The organism is Collinsella aerofaciens (assembly GCF_039758965.1).
In the GTDB taxonomy this organism is placed as follows: domain Bacteria; phylum Actinomycetota; class Coriobacteriia; order Coriobacteriales; family Coriobacteriaceae; genus Collinsella; species Collinsella aerofaciens_BR.
In genome coordinates this window covers 17,536-42,955 of the sequence record NZ_JBDMSL010000010.1, presented here as the reverse complement: position 1 = coordinate 42,955, position 25,420 = coordinate 17,536, and the positions used below count along the sequence as shown (strand labels likewise).

Here is a 25,420-nt window from a genome sequence, read left to right as displayed (position 1 = left end):
GAACCGCTTCGACCAATCTAACAGTTCCGAAAGAAACCGTCCTATGCGCCCGCCCCAACCGGTGGGCGCATATAATTATCGAGGTTCTTTCTATAAAGGAGACGCTATGCCGAATGTCCCCACGATCACCCCGGGCCCAGATGATACCGAGCGCACGCCCGAAGGTGCCACCGAAACGTTTCCTCTGATTACAAACGTACATGCCGACAAGCAGAGCGGACGCGGGAACGATGCGACCGAGATTTCCGATGAAGAGGCATATGCCAAGCTCAAGGCAAAACGTGCCGAACGTCGACGCAAAAAGCTGATTCGACGCTGTATTGCCGCCGGCGTCGTAGGTGCCATCGCGCTCATTGCCATTGTCGCAACCCTGGTTATCAATGCGCAGCCTCAGAGCGCTAGCGGGCCTGTGACCGACATGGTGACCGAGGGCACGTTTACCACAACGGTCGAGGCGAAAGGCCAGCTCAAACCCATTTCGTCCTCAGTGGTCTCCCCTTCTGTCGACGGCACGGTCGATTCAATCAACGTGCAGGCGGGCCAATCCGTCAACGAGGGCGACGTGCTTATGACCATTAAAAACGACGAGCTCGATCGCAACGTTGCCGAGGCGCAGCGTGCAGTTGCAGCCGCTCAAGAAGACCTCGCCAACGCACAGAAAGCCGCAGCCGCCGCGCAGGCCACCCCAACGACGAACGTTGATGGAGCTTCCGCAGCGGCTGGCATCTCCGCCGCATCGGCGGACACGAACGCCGTATCGGCCGCGCAGCGCAGCCTCGCATCGGCCCACGCAAACCTCGACCAGGCGAACGCCAAGGCCGCCAGTCGCACGGTCACGGCCCCGAGCTCGGGTAGCATCGTGGAGCTTAACGCCAAGGTGGGCGCCACGGTAACAGGCGGCATGATCATGGGCGAAAGCGATACGAGCGGCGGCAAGCAGTGCATGCAGATCGCCGACCTATCCAAGATGAAGGTGACCGTGCAGGTGGGCGAAAAGGACATCGCCAAGATCGCCGTTGGGCAGAGCGCCAACGTCACGTATCCCGCGTTTCCCGATATCGTGAGCCAGGGCACCGTCACGGCTATCGCGTCGGTGGCAAACTCTGACGCCGCCAACGGTGGCGGCGGCAGCGTAACCTTTAACGTCGACATTCTCATAGAGGCGCCCGACGCGCGCCTGAAGCCGGGCATGACAGCCGAGGTATCAGTGGTGACCGAGCAGCTCGACGACGTGGTGATGGTGCCGACGATGGCGCTCATGACCGAAGACGGCGAACACTATTACGTCAACGTGGCGACTGATGACGAGGGCAAGCAAACCCGTCGCGTGAAGGTGACCGTCGTGACGCAAAACGACAACGAAGCCGTAGTCGGCAAGACACAGGTCAAGCGCGACGACCAGGGCAACGAGATCAACCCCAACGTGCCGGTTACCAAGCTGCGCGATGGCGACACCCTCGTCATGGACACCGGAGCGGACGCAGCGGCTGACGGCGGCTACGGCGCGGATTCGGGCAGTATGTCTGCCGACGAGGGCATGTAATGCGTCCCGTTATCGACATCCGCAACGTGCACCGCATCTTTGAGAGCGAGGCGGGGTGCGCCCACATCCTGCACAACGTGAGCCTGGCGGTAAATCCCGGCGAATTCGTCGCTATCACTGGCCCCTCGGGCTCGGGCAAATCAACGCTCATGAACATCCTAGGCTGCCTGGATAAGCCGACGGCGGGCGACTACTACCTGCAAGGGCTCAACGTGGCCGAGCTCGATGATGACGAGCTCACCGAAGTTCGCGCCCTGAGCATTGGCTTTGTCTTTCAGAGCTTCAACCTGCTGCCGCGCCTGTCGGTTATCGAAAACGTCATGCTGCCGCTGGCCTACACCAATGTGCCCCGTAGCCAGCGCGAAATGCGCGCCGTGCACGCGCTGCAGGCCGTCACGCTACCGGTCGACCACTGGGACCACCGCATATCCGAGCTCTCGGGCGGCCAGATGCAGCGTGTCGCCATCGCACGCGCCCTCGTTAATGACCCGCCCATCATCCTGGCCGATGAGCCGACGGGAAACCTGGACTCCGCTACCGGAGCGCTTGTGATGGAGACCTTCCATAAGCTCCAGAAGCGCGGCAAAACCATCGTGCTTATCACACACGACCCCGGCATCGCCGCCGAGGCCGACCGTGCCGTGACCATCCGCGACGGTCGCATTCACGACGGCGCGTATATTCCACATGCACCGCGGACCCTACGCAGCGCCGTAGATAGCCTGCCCATGATTTCCGCCTCCGCCAACCCGCCGAAAGGAGAGATGGCATGAGCGCCCGCGATCTTATCCAGGAAGCCCTTCACTCGCTCGAGGCCAACAAGGGGCGCAGCCTGCTCACCATCCTGGGCATTGTCATCGGCATCGCCTCGGTTATCGCCATGACTTCGCTCATCGGCGGCATCCAAAACAGCTTGGTCAACAGCCTGGGCCTCAATGCGGCACGCATGGTGCAAATCTATTCGTCGCTAGAACTCACCGAGTCGGACATCGAGAAGCTTCAAAAACTGGTGCCGCAGATAGAGCAGATCGGCATTGTCGACAGCGCGTATACCGAGTACAAGACCGGCAATAAAAGCTATACCGTCATGGCACAGGGTGTCGATAGTGACATGCTTGACGCCGTGGGGGCCAGCAAGCTCGTTGCGGGGCGTACCTATTCCCAGGCCGAGTCTCAATCAGGCTCGCGCGTGGCGCTCATCAGCCGCGGCGGCGCCGATCAGCTGTACGGCAACGAACAGGATGCGCTGGGGAAAACCATCAAGGTGTCCAACGGCGAGGTGCAGATTGTAGGCGTGATTGATGGCGGCAGCGACTCCATGGGCTCTCTCACGCTGTATATGCCACGCGAAACCATCTCAGGTCTGTTTGGCGACGAGAATCCCTCATTCCCCAGCGTGATGGCACTTGCCGCCGAGGGCACGGACATGGATGAGCTTTGTAAGACCATCGAGTCCAAGGTGCGCGCGATGAAGGGCATCGAGGAGGAGGATGAGTACGACAGTGTATCGGCGACATCCATGAAAAGCGCCATCGATGCACTCAACTCCTTTATGGGCGCGTTCTCGCTCATCATGGGTGCTGTCGCCAGCATCTCGCTGCTTGTCGGCGGTATCGGCATTATGAATATGATGCTTACCAACGTAACGGAGCGCATTCGCGAGATCGGCATCCGCCGCGCTCTGGGCGCCAGTCGTCGCGATATCACCGCGCAGTTTTTGGCCGAGTCTTCGGCGCTGTGCGTCACCGGCGGACTGTTGGGTGTCCTGATTGGCTATCTGCTGGCCTGGGCTCTTGCGATGTTTGCCTCCGGATCCGGGATTCTTGGCGAGCTCGGTGCCAGCTGGCAAATCACACCGAGCTTTTCAATCGCCACGGTATTGCTGGCCTTCGCCGTCTCCGTCGGCATCGGCGTAATCTTTGGCTTCTACCCCGCTCGCCGCGCGGCAAAGCTCGACCCGGTGGAGTGCCTACGCTACCAGTAAGCCACCGCCAACAAGTTGCGGTGAATTAGAGCGCCTAGCGCGCGAACTCCCGTAAGAGCGCGTCTTCCACTTCCCTAAGCGAAAGGGCCCCGCCTCCCTCGGCGGGACGGGCGACCACGATACAGCGCGCTCCCACGCCGCGCGCGGAGGCGATCTTCTCGGCCGTGCCGCCTACAGTTCCCGAGTCCTTGGTCACAAGCCACTGGGCGCCCACCTGCCGAAGCATCGCCTCGTTGAGCTCGCGGGTAAAGGGCCCCTGCATGCCGATGACGTGCGACGGCGAAAACCCCGCGTCGATGCACTTCGTTATAGCACCGGGCAGCGGGAGCACACGCACGAAGAAGCGCTCCGCGAAATCGGCGACACGCGTGTAGGGAGCAAGCTCCTTGCTCCCCGTCGTGAGAAGCGCGCGACCCGGGTTCTCGGAGAGAAAGCGCGCCGCGCAGGCGATCGACGCGACCGGCACGACGCCTTTGGGCAGCGCCTCGGCCGGGCGCGCAAGGCGCAGGCATCGTGCACCCACGGCGAGCGAAGCGGCCCGGATGTTGCCGCTTGCGAGCGTAGCGAAGGGGTGCGTGGCATCGACGACGATGCGCGCGCCGGAAAGCTCGCGCTCCATGTCGGCCTCGTCGAGCCTGCCCGCATGCACCTCGATGCCCGGAAGCTCGCCCAAAAGCTCGCCTCCGTACTCGGTTGCCGCGTAGGCACGGGCGGGGATGCCCGCCCCGCTCGCCCATTCGCACAGAAGGCGGCCCTCGGTGGTGCCGGCGAAGATGCGCAGCGCCGGCGCGGATGCGGGCGGCGTCACTTCGGGCCGCCTGGGCGCGTGATCTGGTAGAGCAGCGCGTTCATAATGGCAGCCGCCACGGTCGAGCCGCCCTTGCGACCCCTCGCGACGATGGCCGGCACGCGTCGCGCAAGTAGCTCCTCTTTCGCCTCGACCACATTCACAAACCCGACCGGCACCCCAACGACGAGCGCGGGCGCGATCTTCCCCGCGTCCATGAGCTCGGCGAGGCGCAGAAGTGCTGTGGGAGCGTTGCCGACGGCCACGATGAGCGGACCCTCGATGCCGCAAGCTTTGTCCATGCTCGCAACGGCGCGAGTCGTGCCCGCGGCGCGCGCAGCCGCGGCGACATCAGGGTCGGCCATATAGCACACGGCCTTGCAGCCGAGCTTAGCGAGCGCGGGCTTGCTTATGCCTGCGAGCGCCATGTTCGTGTCGGTGAGCACCGTGGCCCCTGCGCGCAGTGCGTCGAGCGCACAGCGCGCGGCGTCATGGGTGAACACGAGGGAATCGGCGTACGAGAAGTCAGCAGTGGTGTGGATGACGCGCTTCACGACGGGCTCTTCGAGCGGCGGGAACGTCCGGCCGCCGAGCTCTTCGGTGATGATCTCAAAGCTGCGCCGCTCGATGTCGCCGGGCGCCATCTCCTTGGAATCCATCTAGTACTCCACTCCTTCCCTTGCACATATCCCCTGCTCGTAGGGGTGTTTCTCGCACCGCATCTCGGTTATGTAGTCGGCCTTCTCCACGATCTTGCGGGAAGGCGCGCGCCCGGTGAGCGCTACTTCGACGCCGCGCGCGGACATATCGAGCGCGCGGTCCACGAGCGCCTCGTCGACAAGCCCCTTCGAAAGCGCGTCGAGCGCCTCGTCGAGCACGAGCAGCCCCTCCTGCGCGCCCTCGAGCTCGGCGAGCGCGGAAGCGAGGTTCCCATCGTGCAGCTCGCGCGTCGCGGCAAGTTCTTCCGACGTCATGGACCAGGTAAACTTGTCCGACGCCTTCCCCGCGAAAACGGGCACGCCGAAATGCTCGGCGAGCAGGCGCACCTCCCCGCTTTCGCCGTCTTTCAGGAACTGCACGACGACGACGCGGCGGCCTGCGGCGAGCATGCGAAGGGCGAGGCCCATCGCCGCCGTGGTCTTGCCTTTGCCGTCGCCATGATACACGTGGATCATACACCCTCCTCGATAATGCGGTAGACATACTCCATGTCGAGCGCCCCGCGCACGGAGTCGGCCAGGCGGTCGAACTCGCGCGCACGATGATCGGCCGCGGACACCGCGCCCTCAGCACCCACGACGCTCTCGGGCAGGCCGCGCATGCGCGCGAGCGAGCGTGCGAGGGCGAGCGCCACCCCCGGTTCGTCGAACAGGCCGTGGAGATAGGTTCCGAACACGTTTCCGCAGGCCGCGCCTTCTGGTTTGCCGCCAATCGTGCCCGCAGGGGCGCAGAAGACGGTCGTTACGCCGTCGTGAATCTCGTACCCGCGCGCCGTCATGCCGTTCCACACCGAGAACGCGCCTTGGGCGCCCGTGATGCGCAGCTCCGACTGGGCGAGGCGCTTTTCCTCCTTGAACACCGTACTTGCAGGGATGAGCCCGAGCCCGCGCGCGGTTCCAGCGCCTTGCCTGCCATGCGGGTCGGAAAGCTCGTCTCCCAAAAGCTGGTAGCCTCCGCATATGCCGAGCACCGGCGTGCCCGCGCCCGAGAGCGCGCGTACACAGGCTCCGATGCCGCTAGCCGCAAGCCAGCGCGCGTCGTCGAGCGTGGTCTTCGAGCCGGGGAGCACCACCAGGTCGGGTCGGCCCAGATCGGTCGTCGAGGAAACGTAGCGCACGCCCACGCCGGGCACGCGCGAAAGCGGGTCGAAGTCGGTGAAGTTCGACAGATGCGGAAGGCGCACGACGGCGACGTCGATGACGCCGCGCGCCTCGCGGGCAGATAGGCGCGGCGCGAGCGAGTCCTCGTCGTCCAGGTCGAGCGTAAGATACGGCACGACCCCCACGACGGGAACCCCGCACATCTTCTCGAGCGGGGCCAAACCCGGGCGCAGGATTTCCACATCGCCGCGGAACTTGTTTACCACAAGCCCCCGCAAAAGCGCGCGATCCTCGGGCGCAAAGAGCGCGACCGTGCCGTAGAGCTGGGCAAACACCCCGCCTGGGTCGATGTCGCCCGCGAGCAGCACGGGGGAGGACACGGCGCAAGCGAGCCCCATGTTGACGATGTCGTTTTCGGAAAGGTTGATTTCGGCGGGGCTGCCGGCGCCCTCGATGACGATGACGTCGTTTTCCTCCGCGAGCGAATCGAACGCCTCCAAAATCTGCGGCATGAGCGCCTTCTTTCGCGCGAAGTAGTCCCTCGCAGCGAAGGCTCCCTGCGCCTTGCCGGCCACGATGAGCTGGCTTCGGTGATCGCTTTCGGGCTTGAGCAGGATGGGGTTCATGCGCACGTCGGGCGCGATGCCGCACGCCTCGGCCTGCATGATCTGAGCGCGCCCCATCTCGAGCCCGTCGGCCGTGACACCGCTGTTGAGCGCCATGTTCTGGCTCTTGAAGGGAGCCACGCGCAGGCCGTCCTGCGAAAGCACGCGGCACAGCCCCGCCGCAAGCAGGCTCTTCCCCGCGTTCGACATGGTGCCCTGGATCATGATGGGCTTCGCCCTACCCACGGGTATCGACCTCCTTCGCCGAGCCTCGGCCATCCGCGCCCGCCATAGCGCCGCTGCAAGAAGCGCCGCCCCGTTCGTCGGGTTCGCCTTCGCCAGATGCGCCTTCCGCCCGAAGCGCGTGGCTGAACGCCATCGCAAGCCGGGCGTTCTCCTTGCGCGTGCGCACCGCGACGCGGCACCAGGAACGGGACAGTACCGAAAACGAGTCGCACGTGCGGACCAAAACCCCCTGTTTATACAAGCGCTCGGGGATGTCTTTCGCCGGCGTGCGGACTAAAAGGAAGTTCGCATCCGACGGCACGACGGAAAGCCCGAGCGAGGAGAGCTCGTGGGAAAGCCACGCTCGCTCGCCCGCCAATACATCGCGCGTGCGCGAAACGTATTCGACGTCTTCCAGGGCGGCGATGCCCGCGGCCTCGGCGACCGAGGAGACGGGCCACGCCTGCCCCGCCCGGCGAATCCCCTCGATGAGTTGGGCGTTTCCGCTGATCAGATACCCCAACCTCAACCCTGCCATTCCGTAGAGCTTGGTGAACGCGGAGAGCACGGCCACATGGTGCGAACACGCGGCGCGTGCGGCCACGCTCCTTTCGCGGGCGTCGGGCGCGAATCCGAGGAAGCACTCGTCCACGACGAGCAGCGCGCCCACCTGCTCGCAGCGGCAAGCCGCGGCATCGATCACGCTGGGGTCGACGAGGCGCCCCGTCGGGTTGTTCGGATTGCAGAGGTACGCCACGTCTCCCGGCCCCTCGATCGCGCGGGCGAAGGAGGCGGGCACGTCGAAGTCGTCCGCTTCGGAGAGCGGGAACGCCTGCACGCATGCGCCATAGTACGATGCCGCCTCCGCATATTCAGAGAACGTCGGCGCGCACACGACGATGCGTTTCGGGCGCACCGCCGCGGCGAGCCGCCAGATGATGTCGGACGCGCCCGCGCCGCAGACGATAGTATCTTCGGGAATGCCCTGGGCGCGCGCTAGGGCGCGAACGAGGGCGCGGCTTTCCCTATCGGGGTAGGCGTCGATTCGAGAAAGCGCCTTGCAAGCTGCGGCGACGGCGAGCGGCGAGGGGCCTGCCGGATTCACGTTCACCGAGAAGTCGATGAGGTCGGAGGCGCCCCCTTCGCAACCGATGCCGAGCGATTGCGCGCTGCCCCCATGCGTACGGGCGCGCAGGATTCCCCCGGCAGCCCGGGACGCGGCGTGGTCTTCCCTCATACAATCGCCCCCACGGCGAGCACGACCGCCGCGCGCGCGGCGCCGAAGACGACGAGCGCGCATACGGACGCGGCGAGCATGAGCCTTGTCGCCCGGGCGATGTCGCCCCACTCGATTTCGCGGGACGCGTCGCCTATCGTCGGTTTCTCAACGAGCTTGCCGAAATACACCGCGGGTCCTGCCAGGCGCAGCCCGAGCGCGCCCGCACACGCTGACTCGGTCTGCGCCGAGTTGGGGCTCGCATGGCGACGCCTGTCGCGGCGCCAGATGCGCGCCGCCCCGCGCGCGTCGAGCCCGACGATCGGGCACACGGCGATCATGAACAGGGCCGATAAGCGCGAGGGAATCCAGTTCACCACATCGTCGAGGCGCGCCGAGGCGCGGCCGAAGTCGATGTAGCGCTCGTTTTTATAGCCCACCATGCTGTCGAGCGTGTTCACCGCCTTGTACGCCATGCCCAAGGGCGCACCCCCGATCATAAGGTAGAAAAGCGGCGCGATGACGCCGTCGCTCGCGTTCTCCGCCACCGTTTCCACGGCGGCGCGCGCGAGGCCCTGCTCGTCGAGAACAGACGTGTCGCGTCCCACGATGAGCCCGACGGCTTCGCGAGCCGCGACAAGGCCGCCCTTCGAGAACGCGCGGGCCACGGCCAGGCTCTGGCGGCGCAGCTCGCATGTCGCGAGAATCTGATAGCTCGCCCATGCCTCGGCCACGAAGCGCAAGCCGGAGTGAACCATGCCGCAAAGATGTAGGATACCCCAGGTCAAAAGCCCACACGCAAGCGGAAGCGCCACGGCGAGCACAAGCCCTGCGGCACGCGTGCCCGCGGACGTTTGCGGGAATGCGCCCCGCAGGCGGCCTTCGGCCCATGTGATCGCGTGCCCCATGGCGACGACGGGATGGGGAAGCCAGCGCGGGTCGCCGAAGGCAAGGTCGGCCGCGAACCCGGCGGCGACGGCAAGAATCGTCATCACCGGGCATCGCCCCCCGAAGCGGGGCGAACGTCGCGAAGGCAGCGCCCATCCCAGGTGGCGGCCCATGCGCCGCCCGGCTCGGTATGCACGTCGAAATATCCCATTTTCGGGACAGCTAGCTCGGAGAGCAGCGCTTTCACGGTACCCGCGTGAACGACGAAGACGGCGCGCCCACTCCCCTGGGCGCGCTCCGATTCGCACGCCTCCCGAAACGCCGCGACGACGCGGCGGGTGAAATCGCTCTTGCCCTCGCCATGCGGGCAGCGCGTCTCGCACCAGGAGTCTACCCAGGCGCGGTAGCGCACATCCTCTTTAAGCTCGGCGGCGCTTCGCCCCTCGAAGTCACCGAAATCCATCTCGCGCAGACCGGGGCACGCCATAAGCTCCGCGTTCGGGAAGAGGATGCGCGCCGTCTGGTCGGTGCGGGCCATGCCGCTCGTGATAACACGGAACACGTCACGATCGCACGCGAGGTCGCGCAAAGCGCGCTCGCCCGCGCTCGACAGGGGCTCGTCGGTGCCCGCCCCGCTGTAGCGATGGTCTTCCGTGCCCGCCGTGGCACCATGGCGCACGAAGACGACCTCCAAAGGCGCGCCCGCGCCCTGCGTCCCTCGAGGCGCATCGGCAAGGTTTCCTTTGATGACCTGGGGAATCCCGCACGTCATGCGCACGACGACGTCGGCGCGCGCAGCGAGCGCGCATCCCAGGCGCCCCGCGAGCTCGCGCCATTGGGCGTCTTCCGCATGCATAGGGACAACCCCAGAGCCGACCAAGGACAGAATCACTGCGTCGAAGCCGATCAGCCGCTCGAGCGCCCGGTCAACGTCGAGCGCGCGTACGAGTTCCTCAGCACGGTACGCGACGCGGCCGGAAAAAGACGCGGGCACGCCGCCCTCCGCAAGCTGCGCTGCGTCGACGAAATCGTCCGCCGCGAACCCGAGCTTTTCGCGCACGAAGGCCCTCTTCCCCGAGTGCGAACCACCTACCACGAGCATCATAGGAGCATGCCCCCCGCCACCAGCATGGCAAGCATCGCGAGCTCGGCCCATTGCAGAAACCATCCGGCCAAATCCCCCGTCACCCCGCCGAAGCGGGACAGCGCAACATGGCGGTACCACGCGAGCGCCAAAAGCCCCGCCACCGCCATAAGGGCGCCGACGACATGAGCGCACGCGACCATCCCTGCAGCCGAAGCCGCAGCGAAAGCGCAAAGCGGCACGACGATCGCCGCGCGCTTCTTCGCAGGCGAGAGTCCCGCGGCCATGCCGTCCGCCCGCGCGGCAGGCCAGCATTCAGCGGCGAGTCCCGAAAGCGCGCGGGAGAACACGAGCGAGCACAGAAGCGCGAGGAACGCCCCCGCCGTAAGCGGCAGCGCAGTGAACAGGGAAAACTGCAAAATAAGGTACACAACAACACCGATGACCCCGAAGGCGCCCGCCCGCGGGTCGTGCATGATCTCGAGCTTTCGCTCGCGCGGAGCCCAACTTGCAAGCGCATCGGAGGTGTCGCAGAGCCCGTCTAGGTGGATGCCTCCCGTCACCGCCACAGGCAGCGCCGCGAGCACGGCCGCGACGATGGTCGCGGGCACGCCGAGCAGGTTCGCCATGTACCCCCACGCCGTCATGAGGAAGCCTTCCGCAATGCCCACCAGGGGAAACGCGGCAAGCGCATGGGTTGACCCGAAATCGGTACAGGCCGATTTCGGGACGGGGATGCGCGAGAACGTTCCGAACGCCGCGCCGATTGCCTCTGCTATCTTCACCTTGTAGGTCCTTCGCCTTTCATCCACACGGGAATCCCGCATACCACTTCGACTGCGCGGTCGGCCAGCGCCGCCACGCCCGCGTTCACGCGCGCGAGCGCGCGCCTCCATGCCTCGGTCCCCTCATCGTAGCGCATCCCATCGGCGAACACGTCGACGGAGACCACCACCGTATACGCAGCGGCCTGAGCGAGCCGTTCGATGTCTCCGAGCACCTCGCGCGCCGCAGCGTCGGGGTCACGTGGGGACAAGCCGCCTTCCGCGAAGAGCTCATTCGCAACCAGGTTGCCCACGTCCTCCAAAAGAAGCGTGCAGCCGCGCGGAAGCCCGGGCACTGCGGCGCCCACGTCACGCGTGCGCTCGAGGGTGGAAAACCCCTTGCCCTCGCGCAGCGCCCGATGGCGCGCGATGCGGCGGGCGCCCTCTTCCCCGAAGGGCTCCATCGTTGCCAGGTACACGCGGGGGCCGTCGCGCCCGAGGCACAGGGACTCGGCGTAGGCGCTCTTGCCGCTCGCGGCGGCGCCGATGACGAGCGTCACCGTCATTTCCCGGCCTCGAAATGCTCGTAAGCAGCCATGCCAGTCGCCGTGAACGTCTTCCCATCCCGGTACACGCGCAGCGCCGAATCCAGAAGGGGCAGATACGCCATGGCGCCCGCGCCCTCGCCCAAGTGCATGCCTGCGTCGAGGGGTGCCTTTATGCCGAGCTCGCGAAGGAGCTCCTGGCTTGCGGGCTCGCTTGATGCGTGGGTGCCCACGAGGTAGCCCAAGGCGTTGGGGCACAGGCGCGCCGCGCACAGGGCCGCCGTGCAGGATATGACCCCGTCGAGGAGCGCCGGCGCCTTCGAGGCCGCGGCTCCCAGGTAGAAGCCGCACATCGCCGCGATGTCGAATCCGCCCACCTTCGAGAGCACGTCGATCGGGTCGGCGGGATCGGGCGAGTTCGCGTCGATAGCGCGCTCGACCACGTCGCGCTTGCGCGCGAGCGAGGCGTCCGAGAGCCCCGCGCCGCGGCCGACGAGGCTCCGCGCGTCCGCCCGGATGAGCACTGCGGCCACCGCCGCCGAGGTGGTCGTGTTGCCGATGCCCATCTCGCCCGCGGCGAGAAGGCGCACACCGGCGCGAGCAAGCCCGCACGCAACGGCGATTCCGACCTCGATCGCGCGCACGGCCCCATCGCGAGACATAGCGGAGCCGTGCGCGATGTTGCCGCTCCCCCGCCGCACATTCGCGCGTACCATGCGCGCGTCTTCTATGCCCCGGGCCATACCCACGTCGACGGGCACGACCTCGGCACCCGCGAACGCCGCCATGCGGCAGGCACTCGTGGCCCCCTCGCACATGTTGCGCGCGACGGCTCGCGTCACGTCTTGCCCGCTTTGCGACACGCCTTCGGCAACAACCCCGTTGTCGGAGAAGAATACCGCGAGCGCACGGGGAAACTCGGCCACCTCGGCGCTCCCCTGAGCTGCGGCGATACGCGCGACGGCGTCTTCAAAGTCGCCCAATCCCCCCAAGGGGTGCGCGATGGAGTCCCACGCGGCGTACGCGGCGGCGCGGGCGCACTCGTCTGCGGGCGCGATCCGGGAGAGCGCGGCTTCGAGCACGGCGCCCGGCGCCGACGAGAACGCGCGCTCGACTTCCTCGTGGATGCAGGCAAGCGCGGTTTCAGTTGCTTCAGCCATGCCGTCTCCTCTCTGCGAACGACGCTGCGGCAGACGCGAACGCGCGCGCAACGTCGGGGTTCGCAGGATAGTACACATGCGGGAAGCCCGCAACCAGGGACGGGGTGGTCGTCATGCACGGCCAGCCCTTGTCGCGCCGGGGCTTCTGCGCCCAGAAGTCGCCGCCCGGGCAGGTGGACTGCCAGTAGTGGAACTCGTGCGCACGGATGCGTGTGCCGCGCGGCCCGTAGAGCCCGTCGCGTTGGGAAGTGAGCTCCACGTACCCGAAATGGGACAGCCTTCCCCCGTTCTCGCTTGCGCCCTCAAGGGCGCCCGCAACAGGCCAGCGCCGCCCCTCGCTATCGGCGATTTCGCGCTGCAGGTACAGAAACCCACCGCATTCGGCGACCGTCGGCATGCCGGATTCCACCGCATGCCGCACCGCCTCGCGCATCGGCGCGTTCTCGGAGAGCTGCTGCGCATGGAGCTCCGGGTAGCCGCCTCCTAGATAGAGGGCGCTTGTCCCCCGGGGCAGCTCACGATCACACAGGGGGCTGAAAAAGGCCAGCTCACAACCCAGGTCCTCGAGCGCGCGCAGGTTCTCCTCGTAGTAGAACGAGAACGCCTCGTCACGCGCGACGGCGACGATGGGCCGCGCTCCCGCGATCGGCTCCAACCGGTAAGGTTCCTCGCGGATATCGGGTGCCGTCGCCGCTATTTCGAGCAAGCGGTCGACGTCGACGCTCTTTTCCACCAGCTCGGCCATTTTGTCGATGCGCGCGGAGAGCTGCTCGACCTCGTCGGCGGTCACAAGCCCCAGATGCCGGCTTTCGAGCGAGAACGCCTCGTCGGCGGGGATATTCCCCAAAACCGCGACGCCCGTGTGCTTCTCGATCGCAGGCGCCGCGTAGGCGCAGGCAGCGGCGCTCGTCTTGTTCAGCACGACGCCGCGCACGTTCGCACAAGGCAGGAACTCGGCGATGCCGCGGATTACGGCGGCGAGCGATAAAGACGCCCCGCGCCCGTTCACCACTAAAACGACCGGCGTTTCCGTGTCGCGCGCAACCTGGTAGCTGCTCGCATCGGCCACGCCGGGCGCCATGCCGTCATAGAAGCCCATGACCCCCTCGAGCACCGCGACATCCGCGCCCGCAGCGCCGCGTGCGAGCAGGGCGCGCAGCGTCGGGGCATCGGTGAAGAAGCCGTCTAAGTTGCCCGAGCGCGCACCCACGACGCGGCGATGAAAGAGCGGGTCAATGTAGTCGGGGCCGCATTTGAAGGCCGCGCATGCAAGGCCGCGACGCGCGAGCGTGCGCAGAAGCGCGCACGTTACGACCGTCTTGCCGCTCCCGCTCGAGGGCGCAGCGACCATGAAGCGCGGGATGGACGTGCTCACCGGGCACCGCCTTCCCCACCTGCACCACGCGCGCTGACGAGGAACACGGGGTTTTGCGCCTTCATAAGATGGTGCGAGCCTACAGCCTCGGCGCGGGCGGCCGACACCTGGCACGCCTCGAACCCCTTAAAGCGCGAACCCGAAAGGAGCGCGCACGCCTCGGTGAGCGTCTCAACGGTGACGCATGGCACGCACAGGCGAACCTGCGAGTTCTTCTCGAGCGCCGCCTCCACGATGGAGGGAAGCTTACCCGCGCTCCCGCCGACGAACACGGCGTCGGGGATGGGCAGTTTCGCGAGCGCTTCGGGGGCGACACCGGGGACCGCATGCACGTTGCCGCACCCAAATGCATCCGCGTTCTCTCGGATGAGCCGCACGCCGGTCGCGTTGCGCTCGACCGCCCATACCGACCCCGCTCGCGTGACGAGCGCCGCCTCGATCGACACGCTCCCCGTGCCGGCGCCGACGTCCCACACGGTGTCGGTCGCGGCAAGGCGCAGCTTCGCGAGCGCGACGGCGCGTACCTCCTGCTTGGTCATGGGAACGTCACCGCGGATGAAGAGCTCGTCGGGAATGCCCGAGGAAGCGTACGGCCAACGGGAGCTCGCGGCGCGGGATGCACCCGCAGGCGACCCGGCGCCGACTGCGAACTCGATAAGCATCACGTTCAAGTCGTCGAACGTCTGACCTGCGATTTCACTTGCGGTCGCACAGGTGATGCGCTCGTCGGGGTACGACAGGCGCTCGGCCACCGTCACGCGCGCGTCCCCGAAGCCCGCCTGCACAAGCTCGCCCGAAAGCCGCGAGGGGTCTTCCCCGCCCGACGTGGCGAGGAAGAGCTCACCTGCGCGCTCGGCCTCGGCCACGATGTCGCACGCCACGCCGTGAGCGCTCGCAAAGCGCCAATCCTGCCATGGACGCGCGAGGCGCGCGGCGAGATACGACGCTGAGCTTATGCCGGGAACAACGCGCACGTCCACCTGCGCGTTGCCGGAGAGCGCCTCCACCAGGCGGCGCGCGCCGCTGAACAGCCCCACATCGCCCGTCATCACGACCACGACGCGCTGCCACGAAGCCACATCGGTGAGCGCGGCGACGATGTCCGCCGTCTTCACGAGCTCGCATCTCACCACGTCGGGCGGCACGTCGATGCCGGCAAGCGCGCGATGAGCGCCGATGACCACGTCGGCGATGTCGATCGCGTCGAGCGCCGCGCGCGAGAGCAAGTCGGGGTTTCCGGGCCCCGCCCCGATAATCGTTACCTTTCGCATGGAATCTCCCGATACCCGCGCGGCGTGACCATACGGCCGCCTACGAGCTTCGTGTCCGCGTTGCCGACGAACACGGTGGTGAACATGTCGGCGTCGATCTCCCCCAGCTCGGAGAGCCTGCACATGCCCGACTGCTGCCCCTCGCGCCCGATGTTGCGTACCCAGCCGCAGAGCGTGTCGGGGGCCTTCCATTCGAGCATAATCTTCGCCGCGCGTGAGAGCCTGTCGGCGCGCTTTCTGCTGCGCGGGTTGTACAAACAGATGCAAAAGTCGGCGCTCGCCACGGCGGCGAGCCTGCGCTCGATGACCTCCCATGGCGTGAGCAGGTCGGAGAGCGATACGACCGCGAAGTCGTGGGCAAGCGGGGCGCCGAGCACCGCCGACCCGCTCTGAGCCGCGGTGGCCCCGGCGATAACTTCCACGTCTACATCGGGGTAGTCCTCCGCAAGCTCCAGCACGGGGCTCGCCATGCCGTACACGCCCGCGTCACCGCTGCACACGAGCGCCACGGCTTCTCCGCTCTGCGCGCGCGAAAGCGCCAGGCGGCACCGTTCGACCTCGTGCATCATCGGCGTCGCGAGATGCGCCGCGTCGGGCACGGCGGCGAGCGCGAGCTCCACGTATTTTGTGTACCCCACAACGATGTCGGCCGCCTCGAGCGCGCGCCGGGCCGCAATCGTCATGCCGTCGGGGCCGCCCGGGCCGATCCCCACCACGAAGAGCTTTCCCATCACCGCTCCTTAAACGAAAGTTTAATAGTTACCTTGGAAAACGCGACGGTCACGCCGCCGTGAGCGAGCTTCGGGAAGATAAGTTTGCCCCCGTCCGCGAGCGCCGCGCGCTCGCACACGTTGTCGACCCCCACCGTCGCGCGCACGAAATCAGATGGCGAAACGCTGCCTTCGACCTGCGACAACTCATCTGCGGAATACGTCGCAAGCGGAATATTGCGCGCGCGGCAGAAGGCGAGCAGACCCTCCTCGTGCGCCTTCACGTCGATCGTCGCCGCCTTGCGCACGGCCGAAGGCGAGATACCCGCCTGCCCGCACGCGAGAAGAAACGCCTCCCCGATCGCTTCGGCGCACGCACCGCGACGGCATCCTATGCCCGCAACGATGCAGGGCACGACAAGGCGAAGCGGCTCGGGCGCAGGCGCCTGCGCCCTCACGCCCGCCGGCTTCCCCGTCTCACCGGCGGGCAAGACCCCGCCCGTTGTCTCCGCCGCGCGAAAGGACGCACCTGCATTCGCGCCAGCAAACGGCGACACGACGATATCGGCCCGCGCGCGGTCGGGAGCAATGTCAACCCCCTCAGGCGGCTGTCCCGAAATCGGCATGTCGGAATAGAGCGCCACGCGCCCGCCCGAAAGCAGCCGCGCCGACACTCGCTTGATGGCCTCGGGATTCGAAACGGCGAGCCCCGCACGGCGCGCCCACGTATCCACCGCCCACACGCCGCGGACGTCAGTCGCCGTGGTGATGACGGGGATGGCCCCTGCCGCGCGTGCCACAGTTTGCGCAAGCTCGTTCGCACCGCCCAAATGCCCCGACAAAAGCGGGACGGCAAAGCGCCCCGCCTCGTCGATCGCCACAACCGCGGGATCGTTTGCCTTCGAGGCGACATGCGGCGCGATCGCCCGCACGGCGATGCCCGCCGCACCCACGAACAGAAGCGCGTCCGACGCTTCCCACGCGAGCGCCGTCCATGCGCGCAGGTCGGCCTTCCCCTCACCGAAACCGCGCGAAACGGAAACGTCCCAGCCAGGGTCATCTTCACCTGTCTGCGCGCAATCGGAAAGCGCGCGTGCGGTGCGCTCCGCCAACGCATACCCCCTCTCAGTGAACGCTATGCAGGAAACCCTCATCTAGCGCACCACCATCGTCGAGAAGTAGCTGCCCCGATCGGGCACATCGTCGAGCGAGCGGTACACGCGCTCGCCCGGAAGCCCACAGTCCTCTACGAGCTCGGCACCGTCGAAGGCGCCCTCCTCGCGAAGAATGCGCTTCGTGTCCGCAAGCGAGCGGCGCGCCTTCATGACCACCTTCGTCCCCGGCCAGCCGATTGCGCGGCCCACCCCGTACAGCACGCCTTTATTCATACGTCGCCCCCAATTCCCCGATAACCGCATCGGCGCCCGACGTGCGGAAAAGCTCGCGGCGCTCGGCGTCGAACACGACCGCGGCGATGTCGCATGCGCCCGCCGCGCGGCGGCGCAACCTGTCCTCGATTGCCGCAGCGAGCGAGGCGCGCGCAGCGTCCCCCACGCCGGCGGCCTCGATTACCTCGAGCGCCGCCGTGGTCGTGACCGACGACATGATCTCGCGCACGGTCTTCGCGCCCGCTCCGGCCATGGCCGCGTGGGCGGCCAGAATCTCCGCGCGGCAGTCGGCGGTACGCGAATGGGTGTCCATGATGCCGCCCGCGACCTTCACCAACTTGCCGATGTGTCCCACAAGAAGGACATTGGTAAATCCCTCGCGAACGCAGCAGTCAATCGCATCGCCCACAAAGTTGGAGATGAAGACCACCGGCGCACCGTTTAGGTGGAAATGCCCCGAGATGAACTGCCCGCCGTAGTTGCCGGGCGTGAGCACAACTCCGCGCCGCCCCATAGCCGCATGCTGCCGGATCTCGAGCTCGATGCTGTCGCGCAAGGCAGCGAGGCTGCGCGGCTCGACGATGCCCGTCGTGCCCAGGATGGAGATGCCGTCCTTTATCCCCAGGTGCGGGTTGAAGGTCTTTTCGGCAAGGGCAACACCCTCGGGTACCGAAATCGTCACAGCAATATTTCCAGAAAAGCCGTGCGCGGCGCACACCTCGCGCACCGCCGAAGTGATCATCGCGCGCGGCGTCGCGTTGATGGCGGCCGCCCCAACCGGCTGCTCGAGCCCGGGCAACGTCACGCGCCCCACGCCCACGCCGCCATCGACGGAAACTTCCGATTCGCGCGCGGGCACGTCCTTGCCGCCCGCAGCACCCGTGCCCGACCCCGCATGTTCCACGCGCGCGTACACGAGCACGCCGTCGGTCACATCGGCATCGTCGCCTGCGTCCTTTCGCACGGCGCACTGAGCGCACCCCTCGCCGATGCATGCGTCGATCACGTTCGCCTCGACGGGCAGCCCGCCAGGGGTGACGATCGACACGAGGCCGACGGGCTTTCGTGACAAGAGCATCTCGCAGGCTGCCTTCGCCGCGAGCGCGGCGCAGCTCCCCGTGGTGTAGCCGCAGCGCAGGCGGGTCGTCCCGGTATATATGTAATGCTCGAAGGCCACGCTAGCTGCTCGCCTTCCGATACCCCGTGGCAAACGAAGGGTCGTAAAGCTTGCTGCGCTCGTACGACTCCGTTTGCGCGCCGTTGTGCGCAAGCCCGCCGCGAGCTCCGAGCACGCGGCCCACCACCACGAGCGCCGTGCGGTCGATGCCCTCTCGCGCGCCCGCGTCGGCGAGCGTGCCCACTGTGCATCGCACCACGCGCTCCTCAGGCCAGGTCGCCTTGTACACGAGCGCCGCAGGCTCGTCGGAGCTGCGGCCCGCGGCCAAAAGCTCGGCGGAAAGCTCGGCGAGCATACCCGAGCTCAGGAAGATGACCATAGTCGAGCCACTTTCCGCCATGGTGCGCATGCCCTCGCCCGCGGGCATGGGGGTTCGTCCGGAAAGCCGCGTGATCACGACCGACTGGCTGATTCCCGGCAGCGTGTATTCCTGGCGAAGCGCCGCCGCGGCACCGCAAAAGCTCGACACGCCGGGCACCACCTCGTAGTCCACGCCGCGCGCGTCGAGCGCGTCCATCTGCTCCTGGATGGCGCCGTACAGGCACGGGTCACCCGTGTGCAGGCGCACCACGTCCTCGCCCCGCGCATCTGCCGCGCACATCACGTCGAGCACTTCCTCCAAGGTCATGTGCGCGCTGTCGTAGACGATGCAGGATTCCTTGCACTCAGCGAGCAGCTCGGGGTTCACAAGGCTTCCCGCCCAAACGACCACGTCGGCTGCGCGCAGAAGGCGCGCCCCGCGCAGCGTGATAAGGTCGGCGGCGCCCGAGCCTGCGCCAACGATATGAATCATCCGAGCCTTCCCTTCCCGTTTCTCATCGCAACCGTTTACGCCGCCATTCGCGCAGCGGGCAAAACACGGCGCCTGCGGCGGCAATCGGCGCAAATACGCAGGCAGAAGGCGCAATGCCGCCCGCCCTGGCTTTGACACGTTCACAAGTGCCCACTATCATAGTAAAAGATTCGGCAACGAGCATATGACAATCGGATAAAAGGAAATGACCGGCGCGGCGCCCGCACAGCCCGCGCTGGCTTGCGGAGGGAACCAGGTGGGAATCCTGGGCAAGGGACATTACTGTATAGGACGCGCGGGCGAACCGCCTCGCGCCCCAAGCCAGACTGCTTCGCCTTTTCCTCACGGCATCGCCGTGGCGTTAGCTCCTTGTGAACCCCGAGGGGTGCGCTTTTCTTTCGCTTGTGCCGACAAGCAACTGTCGCCGGGGGACCGGCAAACCGAGGAAAGGAAAAACCATGTCCGACCAGATGTCACGCCGCGGCTTCATGGGCGCCGCAGCAACCGGAGCCGTCGCGCTCGCCGGAGTCGCGCTCGCGGGCTGCTCCAACACCTCCGCGAGTTCCGAGAAATCGAGTGAAAAGGAGAAGGCCGTGAAGCCGGTCATCCTCGTCACGAGCTTCGGCACGAGCTACAACAACTCGCGCCACATCACCATCGGCGCCATCGAAGACGCTATCCGCGAGAAGTACTGGCAGGACTACGACATCCGCCGCGCCTTCACCGCGCAGATCATCATCGACAAGCTGAAGAAGCGCGACGGCATCACGATCGACAACATGACCGAGGCGCTCGACCGCTGCGTGGAAGACGGCGTGAAGGAAATCGTCGTGCAGCCGACGCATCTCATGGGTGGCCTGGAATACACCGACGTGAAAGACGAGCTCGACAAGTACGCCGACAAGTTCGACAAAATCTCGCTCGGCGACCCGCTGCTCACCTCCGACGACGACTACAAGAAGGTGGCCGCAGCCATTAAGGAGAACATGGCGTCCTTCGACGACGGCAAGACGGCGCTGTGCCTCATGGGTCACGGCACCGAAGCCGATTCCAACGCCGACTATGCCAAGATGCAGGAAGTGTTTAAGAAAGAGGGCTTGACGCAGTTCTTCGTCGGCACCGTCGAGGCTGAACCGACCTGCGAGGATGTTATCGCCGCCGCGAGCGCCGCAGGCTACAAGAAGGCCGTGCTCGCGCCGTTCATGGTGGTCGCGGGCGACCACGCGAACAACGACATGGCAGACGAGACCGACCCCGACAGCTGGGCTGCGAAGTTCGTGGCCGCCGGCTTCGAAGTGACGTGCCTGCTCCAGGGTCTGGGACAGAACGTCGCGGTCGACGACATCTACGTCTCGCACGTGGACGACGCCATCGCCAAGCTGTAAACTCGCCGCGCACGGGGGCGCCGGTCGCGTCCCCGTGCAACGGGCATGCGCCTTCCCCGACTGACGGCGCATGCCCGTTGCATTCGCATCCCGCCCGCCCACCGCACGGCGCGGGCGGTCGAAGCGATTGAAAGGAACCCCTCCATGTTAAAGAAAACCCTCGCCTTCGCCCTGTCGGCGGCGCTTTTCGCGTTCTCGCTCGCCGGCTGCGGCGGAAATTCAATCGACAGCGCAAAGGCAAGCGATGCCGATTCCCAAGAAAAAACTGAACAGGCGGCCGATGCGCCCGAGGGCGCAAGCGCTGCCCCCATCACCGCCGACAAGGTGGCCGACGGCACCTATCCGATCACCGTAGATTCCAGCTCGAACATGTTCAGGATTGTGGACGCCCAGCTCATCGTGGAAAACGGCTCCATGCACTGCGTGATGACACTTTCCGGCACGGGCTACGGCAAGCTCTTCATGGGCACGGGCGACGAGGCTGCCGCCGCAAGCGAGGCCGACTTTATCCCCTATGTGGAAAACGCGGAAGGCAAGTACACCTACGACGTGCCCGTTGATGCGCTCGACGAGGACACCGCCTGCGCCGCGTGGAGCATTAAAAGGGAGCGGTGGTACGACCGCACGCTCGTATTCGAATCCGCCGGCGTCGATCTGCGCGCCGACGCGCTGAAGTAACGCCATGCGGTCGATTCTTCCCAAGGGGGAAAGCAGAAAGCGCCGCAGCATCGCGGCGCGCGCGATCGCCTGCGTTCTCGTCGCCCTGCTCGCGCTTCCCTTCGCGGGGTGCAGTGCGAGCCCGAACGCGACCGGTGCCACGACGGGCTCTCAGGAATACACTGTGAGCGTCTCGCTTTCCGGCGGGTCAGGGCGCGCAAGCATCGCCTCACCCACCACAATTGTGAAGGACGGCGACACCTACACCGCGACCATCACCTGGTCGAGTTCGAACTACGACAAGATGACCGTCGACGGCGTAGACTACGCGCCCGTAAACGACGGCGGCAACTCCACGTTCGAAATACCCGTCACGCTCGACGAGGACATCGCCGTGTCGGCCGAGACCGTCGCCATGTCGACGCCGCACACCATCGACTACACGCTCTACTTCGACTCATCCACCATGAAGAAGAAAACGGGCGACGATGCAAGCGACGACTCCCCTGCGGGAACGGCTTCAAGCGCCGCGGCCGACTTCCACAACGCCGATTTGGGCTGCGGCTGGGAGCCGACGGGGACGCTTCAGCTAGAATACGCCAAGCACTTCACTGTCGACGAGTTCGAAGGCGGCTTGCGGCTTATCTGCGTTTCGAACGGGGAGCGCTTCCTCGTGGTGCCGCAGGATGCGAAGGTACCTGATGGATTGAGCTCCGACATCGCGGTCATAAGGCGCCCCGCCGACAAGGTGTACCTCGTGTCGTCGGCGACGATGTGTCTGGTCGACGCGCTCGATGCAAACGACAATATCATAATGTCGGGCACGAAGGCTAACGATTGCTCGGTCGCGGGCTTCAAAAGCGCGCTCGAAAGTGGGGCGATCGCCTACGGCGGCAAGTACAGCGCGCCCGACTACGAGCGAATATCGGCCTCGGGCTGCACGTTCGCCATCGAGAACACCATGATCAACCACACGCCCGATGTGAAGGAAAAGCTGCAGAAGCTCGGGCTCGTCGTGCTCACCGAACAGTCGTCGAGCGAGCCCGAAGCACTCGGGCGCGTCGAGTGGATTAAGCTTTTCGGCGTCCTGTTCGACAAGGAAGACGAGGCCGCGCACCTGTTCAACGAGCAGAAGGCCCGCGTCGAGCAAACGTCGAGGCTCGCGTCGTCAGGTAAAACCGTGGCGTATTTCTACATTAACTCGAACGGGGCCGCCGTCACGCGGCGGGCGGGCGACTACGTGGCGCAGATGATCGAGCTTGCAGGCGGCAGCTACGCGCTCGATGACGCGCAGACGGCGTCGACGTCAGGTTCGTCAGTAACGCTCGAAATGGAGCGCTTCTACGCGACGGCGAAGGATGCCGACATCATCGTCTACAACGGCACCATCGACGAATCGGTTGCCACCTTGAACGACTTCGTAGGCAAAAACGCGCTATTGTCGCAGTTCAAAGCTGTAAAGAACGGCAACGTCTGGGTCACAAGCGCCGACATGTACCAGCAGATGACTTCTACCGCCGACATTATCGACGAGCTGCACGGGGCGTTCACCGGCGATGACGCGAGCGACTTCCATTATCTGAGGAAGCTTGGCTAGCGTCATGAGAAGCCGGCTTTCCATGACATACGACGAATCGGGGCGCGCCGCGCGGTGTCGCGTCGTGACGGCGCTGCTCGCCGTTGCCCTCATCGTGCTCGTCGGGGCCAACCTGTGCATCGGGAGCGCGCTCGTGCCCGCAGACCACATCCCCGACATCCTTTCGGGCGGCGCGGCCAATTCCATGGAAAGCCAGATCATCTGGGAGATTCGTCTGCCGCGCGTGCTTTCAGCCGTGCTTCTCGGCGGGGCGCTTTCCCTCTCCGGGTTCCTGCTGCAGACGTTTTTCAACAACCCCATCGCCGACCCGTTCATCTTGGGCGTCTCCTCGGGCGCAAAGTTCGTCGTCGCGCTTACGATGATCGTACTTCTGGGCGCGAACCAGGCCATGTCCTCGCCGGCCATGGTGGTCGCAGCGTTTCTGGGCTCGCTTATCACCATCGGCTTCGTGCTCCTCATCGCACGGCGCATAAGTTCCATGGCCATGCTCATCGTGGCGGGCGTCATGGTGGGATACATCTGCTCGGCGGCGACGAACTTCCTCATCGCCTTCGCCGACGACCAGTCCATCGTGAACCTGCACAACTGGTCTTTGGGTAGCTTCTCGGGTTCGAGCTGGGACGACGTCGCGGTCATCACGGTCGTGGTGATCGCCGTGAGCGCATGCGTATTCGCGATATCGAAGCCCCTTTCCGCCTTCCAGCTAGGAGAAGCCTACGCGAAAAGCGTCGGCGTGAACGTCGCACGCTTCCGCGTGGTGCTCGTCCTTCTAGCGAGCATGCTCTCCGCCTGCGTGACCGCGTTCGCTGGTCCGGTGTCGTTCGTAGGCATCGCGGTTCCGCATCTCGTGAAGTCGGCGCTGAAGTCGTCGAAGCCCATCCGCGTGATTCCTGCGTGCTTCTTGGGAGGCGCCATCTTCTGCGCGGGCTGCGATTTGATCGCGCGCACGCTGTTCTCTCCCGTCGAGCTTTCCATCAGCGCCGTCACCGCCATCTTCGGCGCGCCGGTGGTTATTGCGCTCATGTTGAAGAAGCGGGTGAGGTAGATGGAGGAATTCGTGCCGCGGCCCAAAACGCTCGGAGAGGACATTCCATGCTTAGACAGTCCTAAGCTCGCACGAAAGCGCCAGAAGGCACTTTCGGCTCGTGCGGAACTGCGCGCGGAACGCCTCCTCCGAGCGGAGTCGAACCTCGAAACCCCGGTCGAAACGCAGGCTGACGGAGCGCCGCTTTTCCGCATAAGCGACCTGTCGGCGGGCTACGACAAGAAGGTCGTAGTCGAAGGCGTCGATCTGGAGGTTCGCGCGGGCGACGTCGTGGCGCTCATCGGGCCGAACGGCTCGGGCAAGTCGACCATCTTGAAAACCATCACACGCCATCTGGCACCGCTTGCCGGCGCGGTCGAGCTCGACGGGCGAGAGAATTCCCGATGGAAGACGGCGGAGTTCGCAAGGAACCTTGCCGTTATGCTGACAGATCGCCCCCGGACCGAACTCCTCACCTGCCGCGATATCGTAGAGGCGGGAAGGCATCCCTACACCGGGCGAATGGGAACACTCTCGCCTGACGACCATAGTCGGGTCGACGAGGCCATGAAAACCGCACATGTGGAAGAGCTCGCCGAGCGCGACTTCATGCAGATAAGCGACGGGCAACGCCAGCGCGTCATGCTCGCACGCGCCATCGCGCAGGATCCGCGTGTGCTCGTGCTCGATGAGCCCACGTCGTATCTCGATATCCGCTACCAGATCGACCTGCTGCGAATACTTCGCCACCTTGCGAAATCGCGGAATGTTGCTGTCATCATGTCCATCCACGAACTCGAGCTCGCGCAGAGAAGCGCCGACAAGGTGATTTGCGTGAAGGACGGCCGGGTCTTCCGCGCCGGCGCACCCGAGGACATATTCACGCGCGAGACGATTGGCGAGCTCTACGGCCTTCAACAAGGCACCTTCAACGAGCGCTTCGGCAGCGTGGAAATTGGGCGTCCACACGGCGATGCGCACACGTTCGTCATCGCCGGCGCAGGTACGGGGTCAGCTGTGTTTCGCCAGCTCATCCGGCAGGGCAAGGCGTTCTACGCGGGCGTTCTGCACGAAGGGGACATCGACTGCGAGCTCGCGCGTGACCTGGCGACGGAATGCGTGGCCGAGCGCGCCTTCGAGCCGATCGGGGATAAAACCATAGCCCGCGCCAAAGAGCTCCTCGTCCACTGCGCGCGCCTTATCGTGTGCCCCGCCGCCTTCGGCACCATAAACGCCCGCAACGCAGAGCTCGTCGAGTTCGCACGCTCGCATGGTATCGAGGTCATGCGAGCGTGCGAAGGCGCATCGGAGGATTCCCAATTGGAGTGGGAAGGATAAACTGGACTTTCATTTAAGGATCCTAAGGCTACAGCTCCTACGCCGGCGAGGTCTCCAAGGCGCCGGAGAACCTCGTGAACAGGA

25 protein-coding genes are annotated in these 25,420 nt (G+C 65.8%); 8 read left to right on the top strand and 17 right to left on the bottom strand.

Going from position 1 to position 25,420, the window contains the following annotated elements; genetic code table 11:
• Positions 1-106: 106 nt before the first annotated feature.
• Genes ABHU32_RS04525 through ABHU32_RS04515 form a run of 3 tightly spaced genes read left to right on the top strand, consistent with a single transcriptional unit; the run spans position 107 to position 3,527 of the window.
• Positions 107-1,543 carry an efflux RND transporter periplasmic adaptor subunit gene (locus tag ABHU32_RS04525; RefSeq protein ID WP_346979130.1) on the top strand — a complete coding sequence of 479 codons (1,437 nt, stop codon included), beginning with the start codon at positions 107-109 and terminating at the stop codon, positions 1,541-1,543.
• Positions 1,543-2,316, top strand: a complete 774-nt coding sequence (locus ABHU32_RS04520) for an ABC transporter ATP-binding protein (protein WP_195444297.1) — start codon at positions 1,543-1,545, stop codon at positions 2,314-2,316. Before ABHU32_RS04525 ends, ABHU32_RS04520 begins: the two co-directional genes overlap by 1 nt.
• On the top strand, positions 2,313-3,527 hold the full coding sequence (locus ABHU32_RS04515) for an ABC transporter permease (RefSeq protein WP_346979128.1): 1,215 nt from the start codon (positions 2,313-2,315) through the stop codon (positions 3,525-3,527). The genes ABHU32_RS04520 and ABHU32_RS04515 overlap by 4 nt, the downstream gene beginning before the upstream one ends.
• Positions 3,528-3,561: 34 nt before the next feature.
• Here ABHU32_RS04515 and cobK read toward each other — a convergent pair whose 3' ends face one another.
• From cobK to cobM, 17 genes are read right to left on the bottom strand one after another with little or no spacing between them, the layout of a single operon-like run.
• Positions 3,562-4,335: a precorrin-6A reductase gene (gene cobK, locus ABHU32_RS04510; RefSeq protein WP_346979127.1), complete on the bottom strand. Its 774-nt coding sequence runs from the start codon at positions 4,333-4,335 to the stop codon at positions 3,562-3,564.
• Positions 4,332-4,973, bottom strand: coding sequence for a precorrin-8X methylmutase (locus ABHU32_RS04505; protein WP_346979125.1), 642 nt, complete (start codon positions 4,971-4,973; stop codon positions 4,332-4,334). The genes cobK and ABHU32_RS04505 overlap by 4 nt, the downstream gene beginning before the upstream one ends.
• Positions 4,974-5,489: a cob(I)yrinic acid a,c-diamide adenosyltransferase gene (locus ABHU32_RS04500; RefSeq protein WP_117839768.1), complete on the bottom strand. Its 516-nt coding sequence runs from the start codon at positions 5,487-5,489 to the stop codon at positions 4,974-4,976.
• Positions 5,486-6,985: a cobyric acid synthase gene (locus ABHU32_RS04495; RefSeq protein WP_346979124.1), complete on the bottom strand. Its 1,500-nt coding sequence runs from the start codon at positions 6,983-6,985 to the stop codon at positions 5,486-5,488. Before ABHU32_RS04495 ends, ABHU32_RS04500 begins: the two co-directional genes overlap by 4 nt.
• Positions 6,978-8,201 (bottom strand): pyridoxal phosphate-dependent aminotransferase, encoded by a 1,224-nt coding sequence (locus ABHU32_RS04490; RefSeq protein WP_346979123.1) that lies wholly within the window; start codon positions 8,199-8,201, stop codon positions 6,978-6,980. Before ABHU32_RS04490 ends, ABHU32_RS04495 begins: the two co-directional genes overlap by 8 nt.
• Entirely contained in the window at positions 8,198-9,172 is a 975-nt protein-coding gene (cbiB, locus tag ABHU32_RS04485; RefSeq protein WP_346979173.1) for an adenosylcobinamide-phosphate synthase CbiB, read from the bottom strand. Before cbiB ends, ABHU32_RS04490 begins: the two co-directional genes overlap by 4 nt.
• Complete coding sequence (locus ABHU32_RS04480; protein WP_346979122.1) at positions 9,172-10,128, bottom strand: histidine phosphatase family protein; 957 nt, start codon at positions 10,126-10,128, stop codon at positions 9,172-9,174. The genes cbiB and ABHU32_RS04480 overlap by 1 nt, the downstream gene beginning before the upstream one ends.
• Positions 10,129-10,169: 41 nt before the next feature.
• A complete protein-coding gene (locus ABHU32_RS04475; protein ID WP_346979121.1) occupies positions 10,170-10,937 on the bottom strand; it encodes an adenosylcobinamide-GDP ribazoletransferase in 768 nt (255 codons plus the stop codon).
• Positions 10,934-11,482: a bifunctional adenosylcobinamide kinase/adenosylcobinamide-phosphate guanylyltransferase gene (locus tag ABHU32_RS04470; RefSeq protein ID WP_346979120.1), complete on the bottom strand. Its 549-nt coding sequence runs from the start codon at positions 11,480-11,482 to the stop codon at positions 10,934-10,936. The genes ABHU32_RS04475 and ABHU32_RS04470 overlap by 4 nt, the downstream gene beginning before the upstream one ends.
• Positions 11,479-12,621 (bottom strand): nicotinate-nucleotide--dimethylbenzimidazole phosphoribosyltransferase, encoded by a 1,143-nt coding sequence (gene cobT, locus ABHU32_RS04465; protein WP_271738722.1) that lies wholly within the window; start codon positions 12,619-12,621, stop codon positions 11,479-11,481. The genes ABHU32_RS04470 and cobT overlap by 4 nt, the downstream gene beginning before the upstream one ends.
• Positions 12,614-13,996, bottom strand: coding sequence for a cobyrinic acid a,c-diamide synthase CobB (locus ABHU32_RS04460; RefSeq protein WP_271738723.1), 1,383 nt, complete (start codon positions 13,994-13,996; stop codon positions 12,614-12,616). The genes cobT and ABHU32_RS04460 overlap by 8 nt, the downstream gene beginning before the upstream one ends.
• Complete coding sequence (gene cbiE / locus ABHU32_RS04455; protein ID WP_271738724.1) at positions 13,993-15,267, bottom strand: precorrin-6y C5,15-methyltransferase (decarboxylating) subunit CbiE; 1,275 nt, start codon at positions 15,265-15,267, stop codon at positions 13,993-13,995. Before cbiE ends, ABHU32_RS04460 begins: the two co-directional genes overlap by 4 nt.
• Complete coding sequence (gene cobJ, locus ABHU32_RS04450) at positions 15,255-15,998, bottom strand: precorrin-3B C(17)-methyltransferase (protein ID WP_117769633.1); 744 nt, start codon at positions 15,996-15,998, stop codon at positions 15,255-15,257. The genes cbiE and cobJ overlap by 13 nt, the downstream gene beginning before the upstream one ends.
• Positions 15,998-17,089: a cobalt-precorrin 5A hydrolase gene (locus ABHU32_RS04445; protein WP_346979119.1), complete on the bottom strand. Its 1,092-nt coding sequence runs from the start codon at positions 17,087-17,089 to the stop codon at positions 15,998-16,000. The genes cobJ and ABHU32_RS04445 overlap by 1 nt, the downstream gene beginning before the upstream one ends.
• Before the next feature lie 42 nt (positions 17,090-17,131).
• Positions 17,132-17,365: an SAM-dependent methyltransferase gene (locus ABHU32_RS04440; RefSeq protein ID WP_346979117.1), complete on the bottom strand. Its 234-nt coding sequence runs from the start codon at positions 17,363-17,365 to the stop codon at positions 17,132-17,134.
• A complete protein-coding gene (cbiD, locus tag ABHU32_RS04435; protein WP_346979115.1) occupies positions 17,358-18,542 on the bottom strand; it encodes a cobalt-precorrin-5B (C(1))-methyltransferase CbiD in 1,185 nt (394 codons plus the stop codon). The genes ABHU32_RS04440 and cbiD overlap by 8 nt, the downstream gene beginning before the upstream one ends.
• Position 18,543: 1 nt before the next feature.
• Positions 18,544-19,335, bottom strand: coding sequence for a precorrin-4 C(11)-methyltransferase (gene cobM / locus ABHU32_RS04430; RefSeq protein WP_346979113.1), 792 nt, complete (start codon positions 19,333-19,335; stop codon positions 18,544-18,546).
• A gap of 458 nt (positions 19,336-19,793) precedes the next feature.
• Between cobM and ABHU32_RS04425 the strand changes: the two genes are divergently transcribed.
• The 5 genes from ABHU32_RS04425 (at position 19,794) to ABHU32_RS04405 (ending at position 25,336) form a co-directional block, all read left to right on the top strand.
• The gene (locus ABHU32_RS04425; protein ID WP_346979111.1) at positions 19,794-20,720 is read left to right on the top strand and encodes a sirohydrochlorin cobaltochelatase; all 927 of its coding nucleotides are present in this window, start codon (positions 19,794-19,796) and stop codon (positions 20,718-20,720) included.
• A gap of 144 nt (positions 20,721-20,864) precedes the next feature.
• Positions 20,865-21,398 carry a hypothetical protein gene (locus ABHU32_RS04420; protein WP_195363984.1) on the top strand — a complete coding sequence of 178 codons (534 nt, stop codon included), beginning with the start codon at positions 20,865-20,867 and terminating at the stop codon, positions 21,396-21,398.
• Positions 21,399-21,402: 4 nt separating this feature from the next.
• Complete coding sequence (locus ABHU32_RS04415; protein ID WP_346979109.1) at positions 21,403-22,974, top strand: ABC transporter substrate-binding protein; 1,572 nt, start codon at positions 21,403-21,405, stop codon at positions 22,972-22,974.
• Between the two features lie 22 nt (positions 22,975-22,996).
• Positions 22,997-24,019: a FecCD family ABC transporter permease gene (locus ABHU32_RS04410; protein ID WP_346979107.1), complete on the top strand. Its 1,023-nt coding sequence runs from the start codon at positions 22,997-22,999 to the stop codon at positions 24,017-24,019.
• On the top strand, positions 24,020-25,336 hold the full coding sequence (locus ABHU32_RS04405) for an ABC transporter ATP-binding protein (protein ID WP_346979106.1): 1,317 nt from the start codon (positions 24,020-24,022) through the stop codon (positions 25,334-25,336).
• Positions 25,337-25,420: the final 84 nt, after the last annotated feature.

Bases quoted from the DNA above. Each gene is read 5' to 3' on its own strand.
- ABHU32_RS04500 (WP_117839768.1), bottom strand. From the start codon at position 5,489: ATGATCCACGTGTATCATGGCGACGGCAAAGGCAAGACCACGGCGGCG.
- cobM (WP_346979113.1), bottom strand. From the start codon at position 19,335: ATGATTCATATCGTTGGCGCAGGCTCGGGCGCCGCCGACCTTATCACG.
- ABHU32_RS04425 (WP_346979111.1), top strand. From the start codon at position 19,794: ATGTCCGACCAGATGTCACGCCGCGGCTTCATGGGCGCCGCAGCAACC.
- ABHU32_RS04490 (WP_346979123.1), bottom strand. From the start codon at position 8,201: ATGAGGGAAGACCACGCCGCGTCCCGGGCTGCCGGGGGAATCCTGCGC.
- ABHU32_RS04470 (WP_346979120.1), bottom strand. From the start codon at position 11,482: ATGACGGTGACGCTCGTCATCGGCGCCGCCGCGAGCGGCAAGAGCGCC.
- ABHU32_RS04415 (WP_346979109.1), top strand. From the start codon at position 21,403: ATGCGGTCGATTCTTCCCAAGGGGGAAAGCAGAAAGCGCCGCAGCATC.
- ABHU32_RS04440 (WP_346979117.1), bottom strand. From the start codon at position 17,365: ATGAATAAAGGCGTGCTGTACGGGGTGGGCCGCGCAATCGGCTGGCCG.
- ABHU32_RS04405 (WP_346979106.1), top strand. From the start codon at position 24,020: ATGGAGGAATTCGTGCCGCGGCCCAAAACGCTCGGAGAGGACATTCCA.
- ABHU32_RS04410 (WP_346979107.1), top strand. From the start codon at position 22,997: ATGACATACGACGAATCGGGGCGCGCCGCGCGGTGTCGCGTCGTGACG.
- cbiE (WP_271738724.1), bottom strand. From the start codon at position 15,267: ATGCGAAAGGTAACGATTATCGGGGCGGGGCCCGGAAACCCCGACTTG.
- ABHU32_RS04420 (WP_195363984.1), top strand. From the start codon at position 20,865: ATGTTAAAGAAAACCCTCGCCTTCGCCCTGTCGGCGGCGCTTTTCGCG.
- ABHU32_RS04520 (WP_195444297.1), top strand. From the start codon at position 1,543: ATGCGTCCCGTTATCGACATCCGCAACGTGCACCGCATCTTTGAGAGC.
- cobJ (WP_117769633.1), bottom strand. From the start codon at position 15,998: ATGGGAAAGCTCTTCGTGGTGGGGATCGGCCCGGGCGGCCCCGACGGC.
- ABHU32_RS04525 (WP_346979130.1), top strand. From the start codon at position 107: ATGCCGAATGTCCCCACGATCACCCCGGGCCCAGATGATACCGAGCGC.
- ABHU32_RS04505 (WP_346979125.1), bottom strand. From the start codon at position 4,973: ATGGATTCCAAGGAGATGGCGCCCGGCGACATCGAGCGGCGCAGCTTT.
- cobT (WP_271738722.1), bottom strand. From the start codon at position 12,621: ATGGCTGAAGCAACTGAAACCGCGCTTGCCTGCATCCACGAGGAAGTC.
- ABHU32_RS04515 (WP_346979128.1), top strand. From the start codon at position 2,313: ATGAGCGCCCGCGATCTTATCCAGGAAGCCCTTCACTCGCTCGAGGCC.
- cbiB (WP_346979173.1), bottom strand. From the start codon at position 9,172: ATGACGATTCTTGCCGTCGCCGCCGGGTTCGCGGCCGACCTTGCCTTC.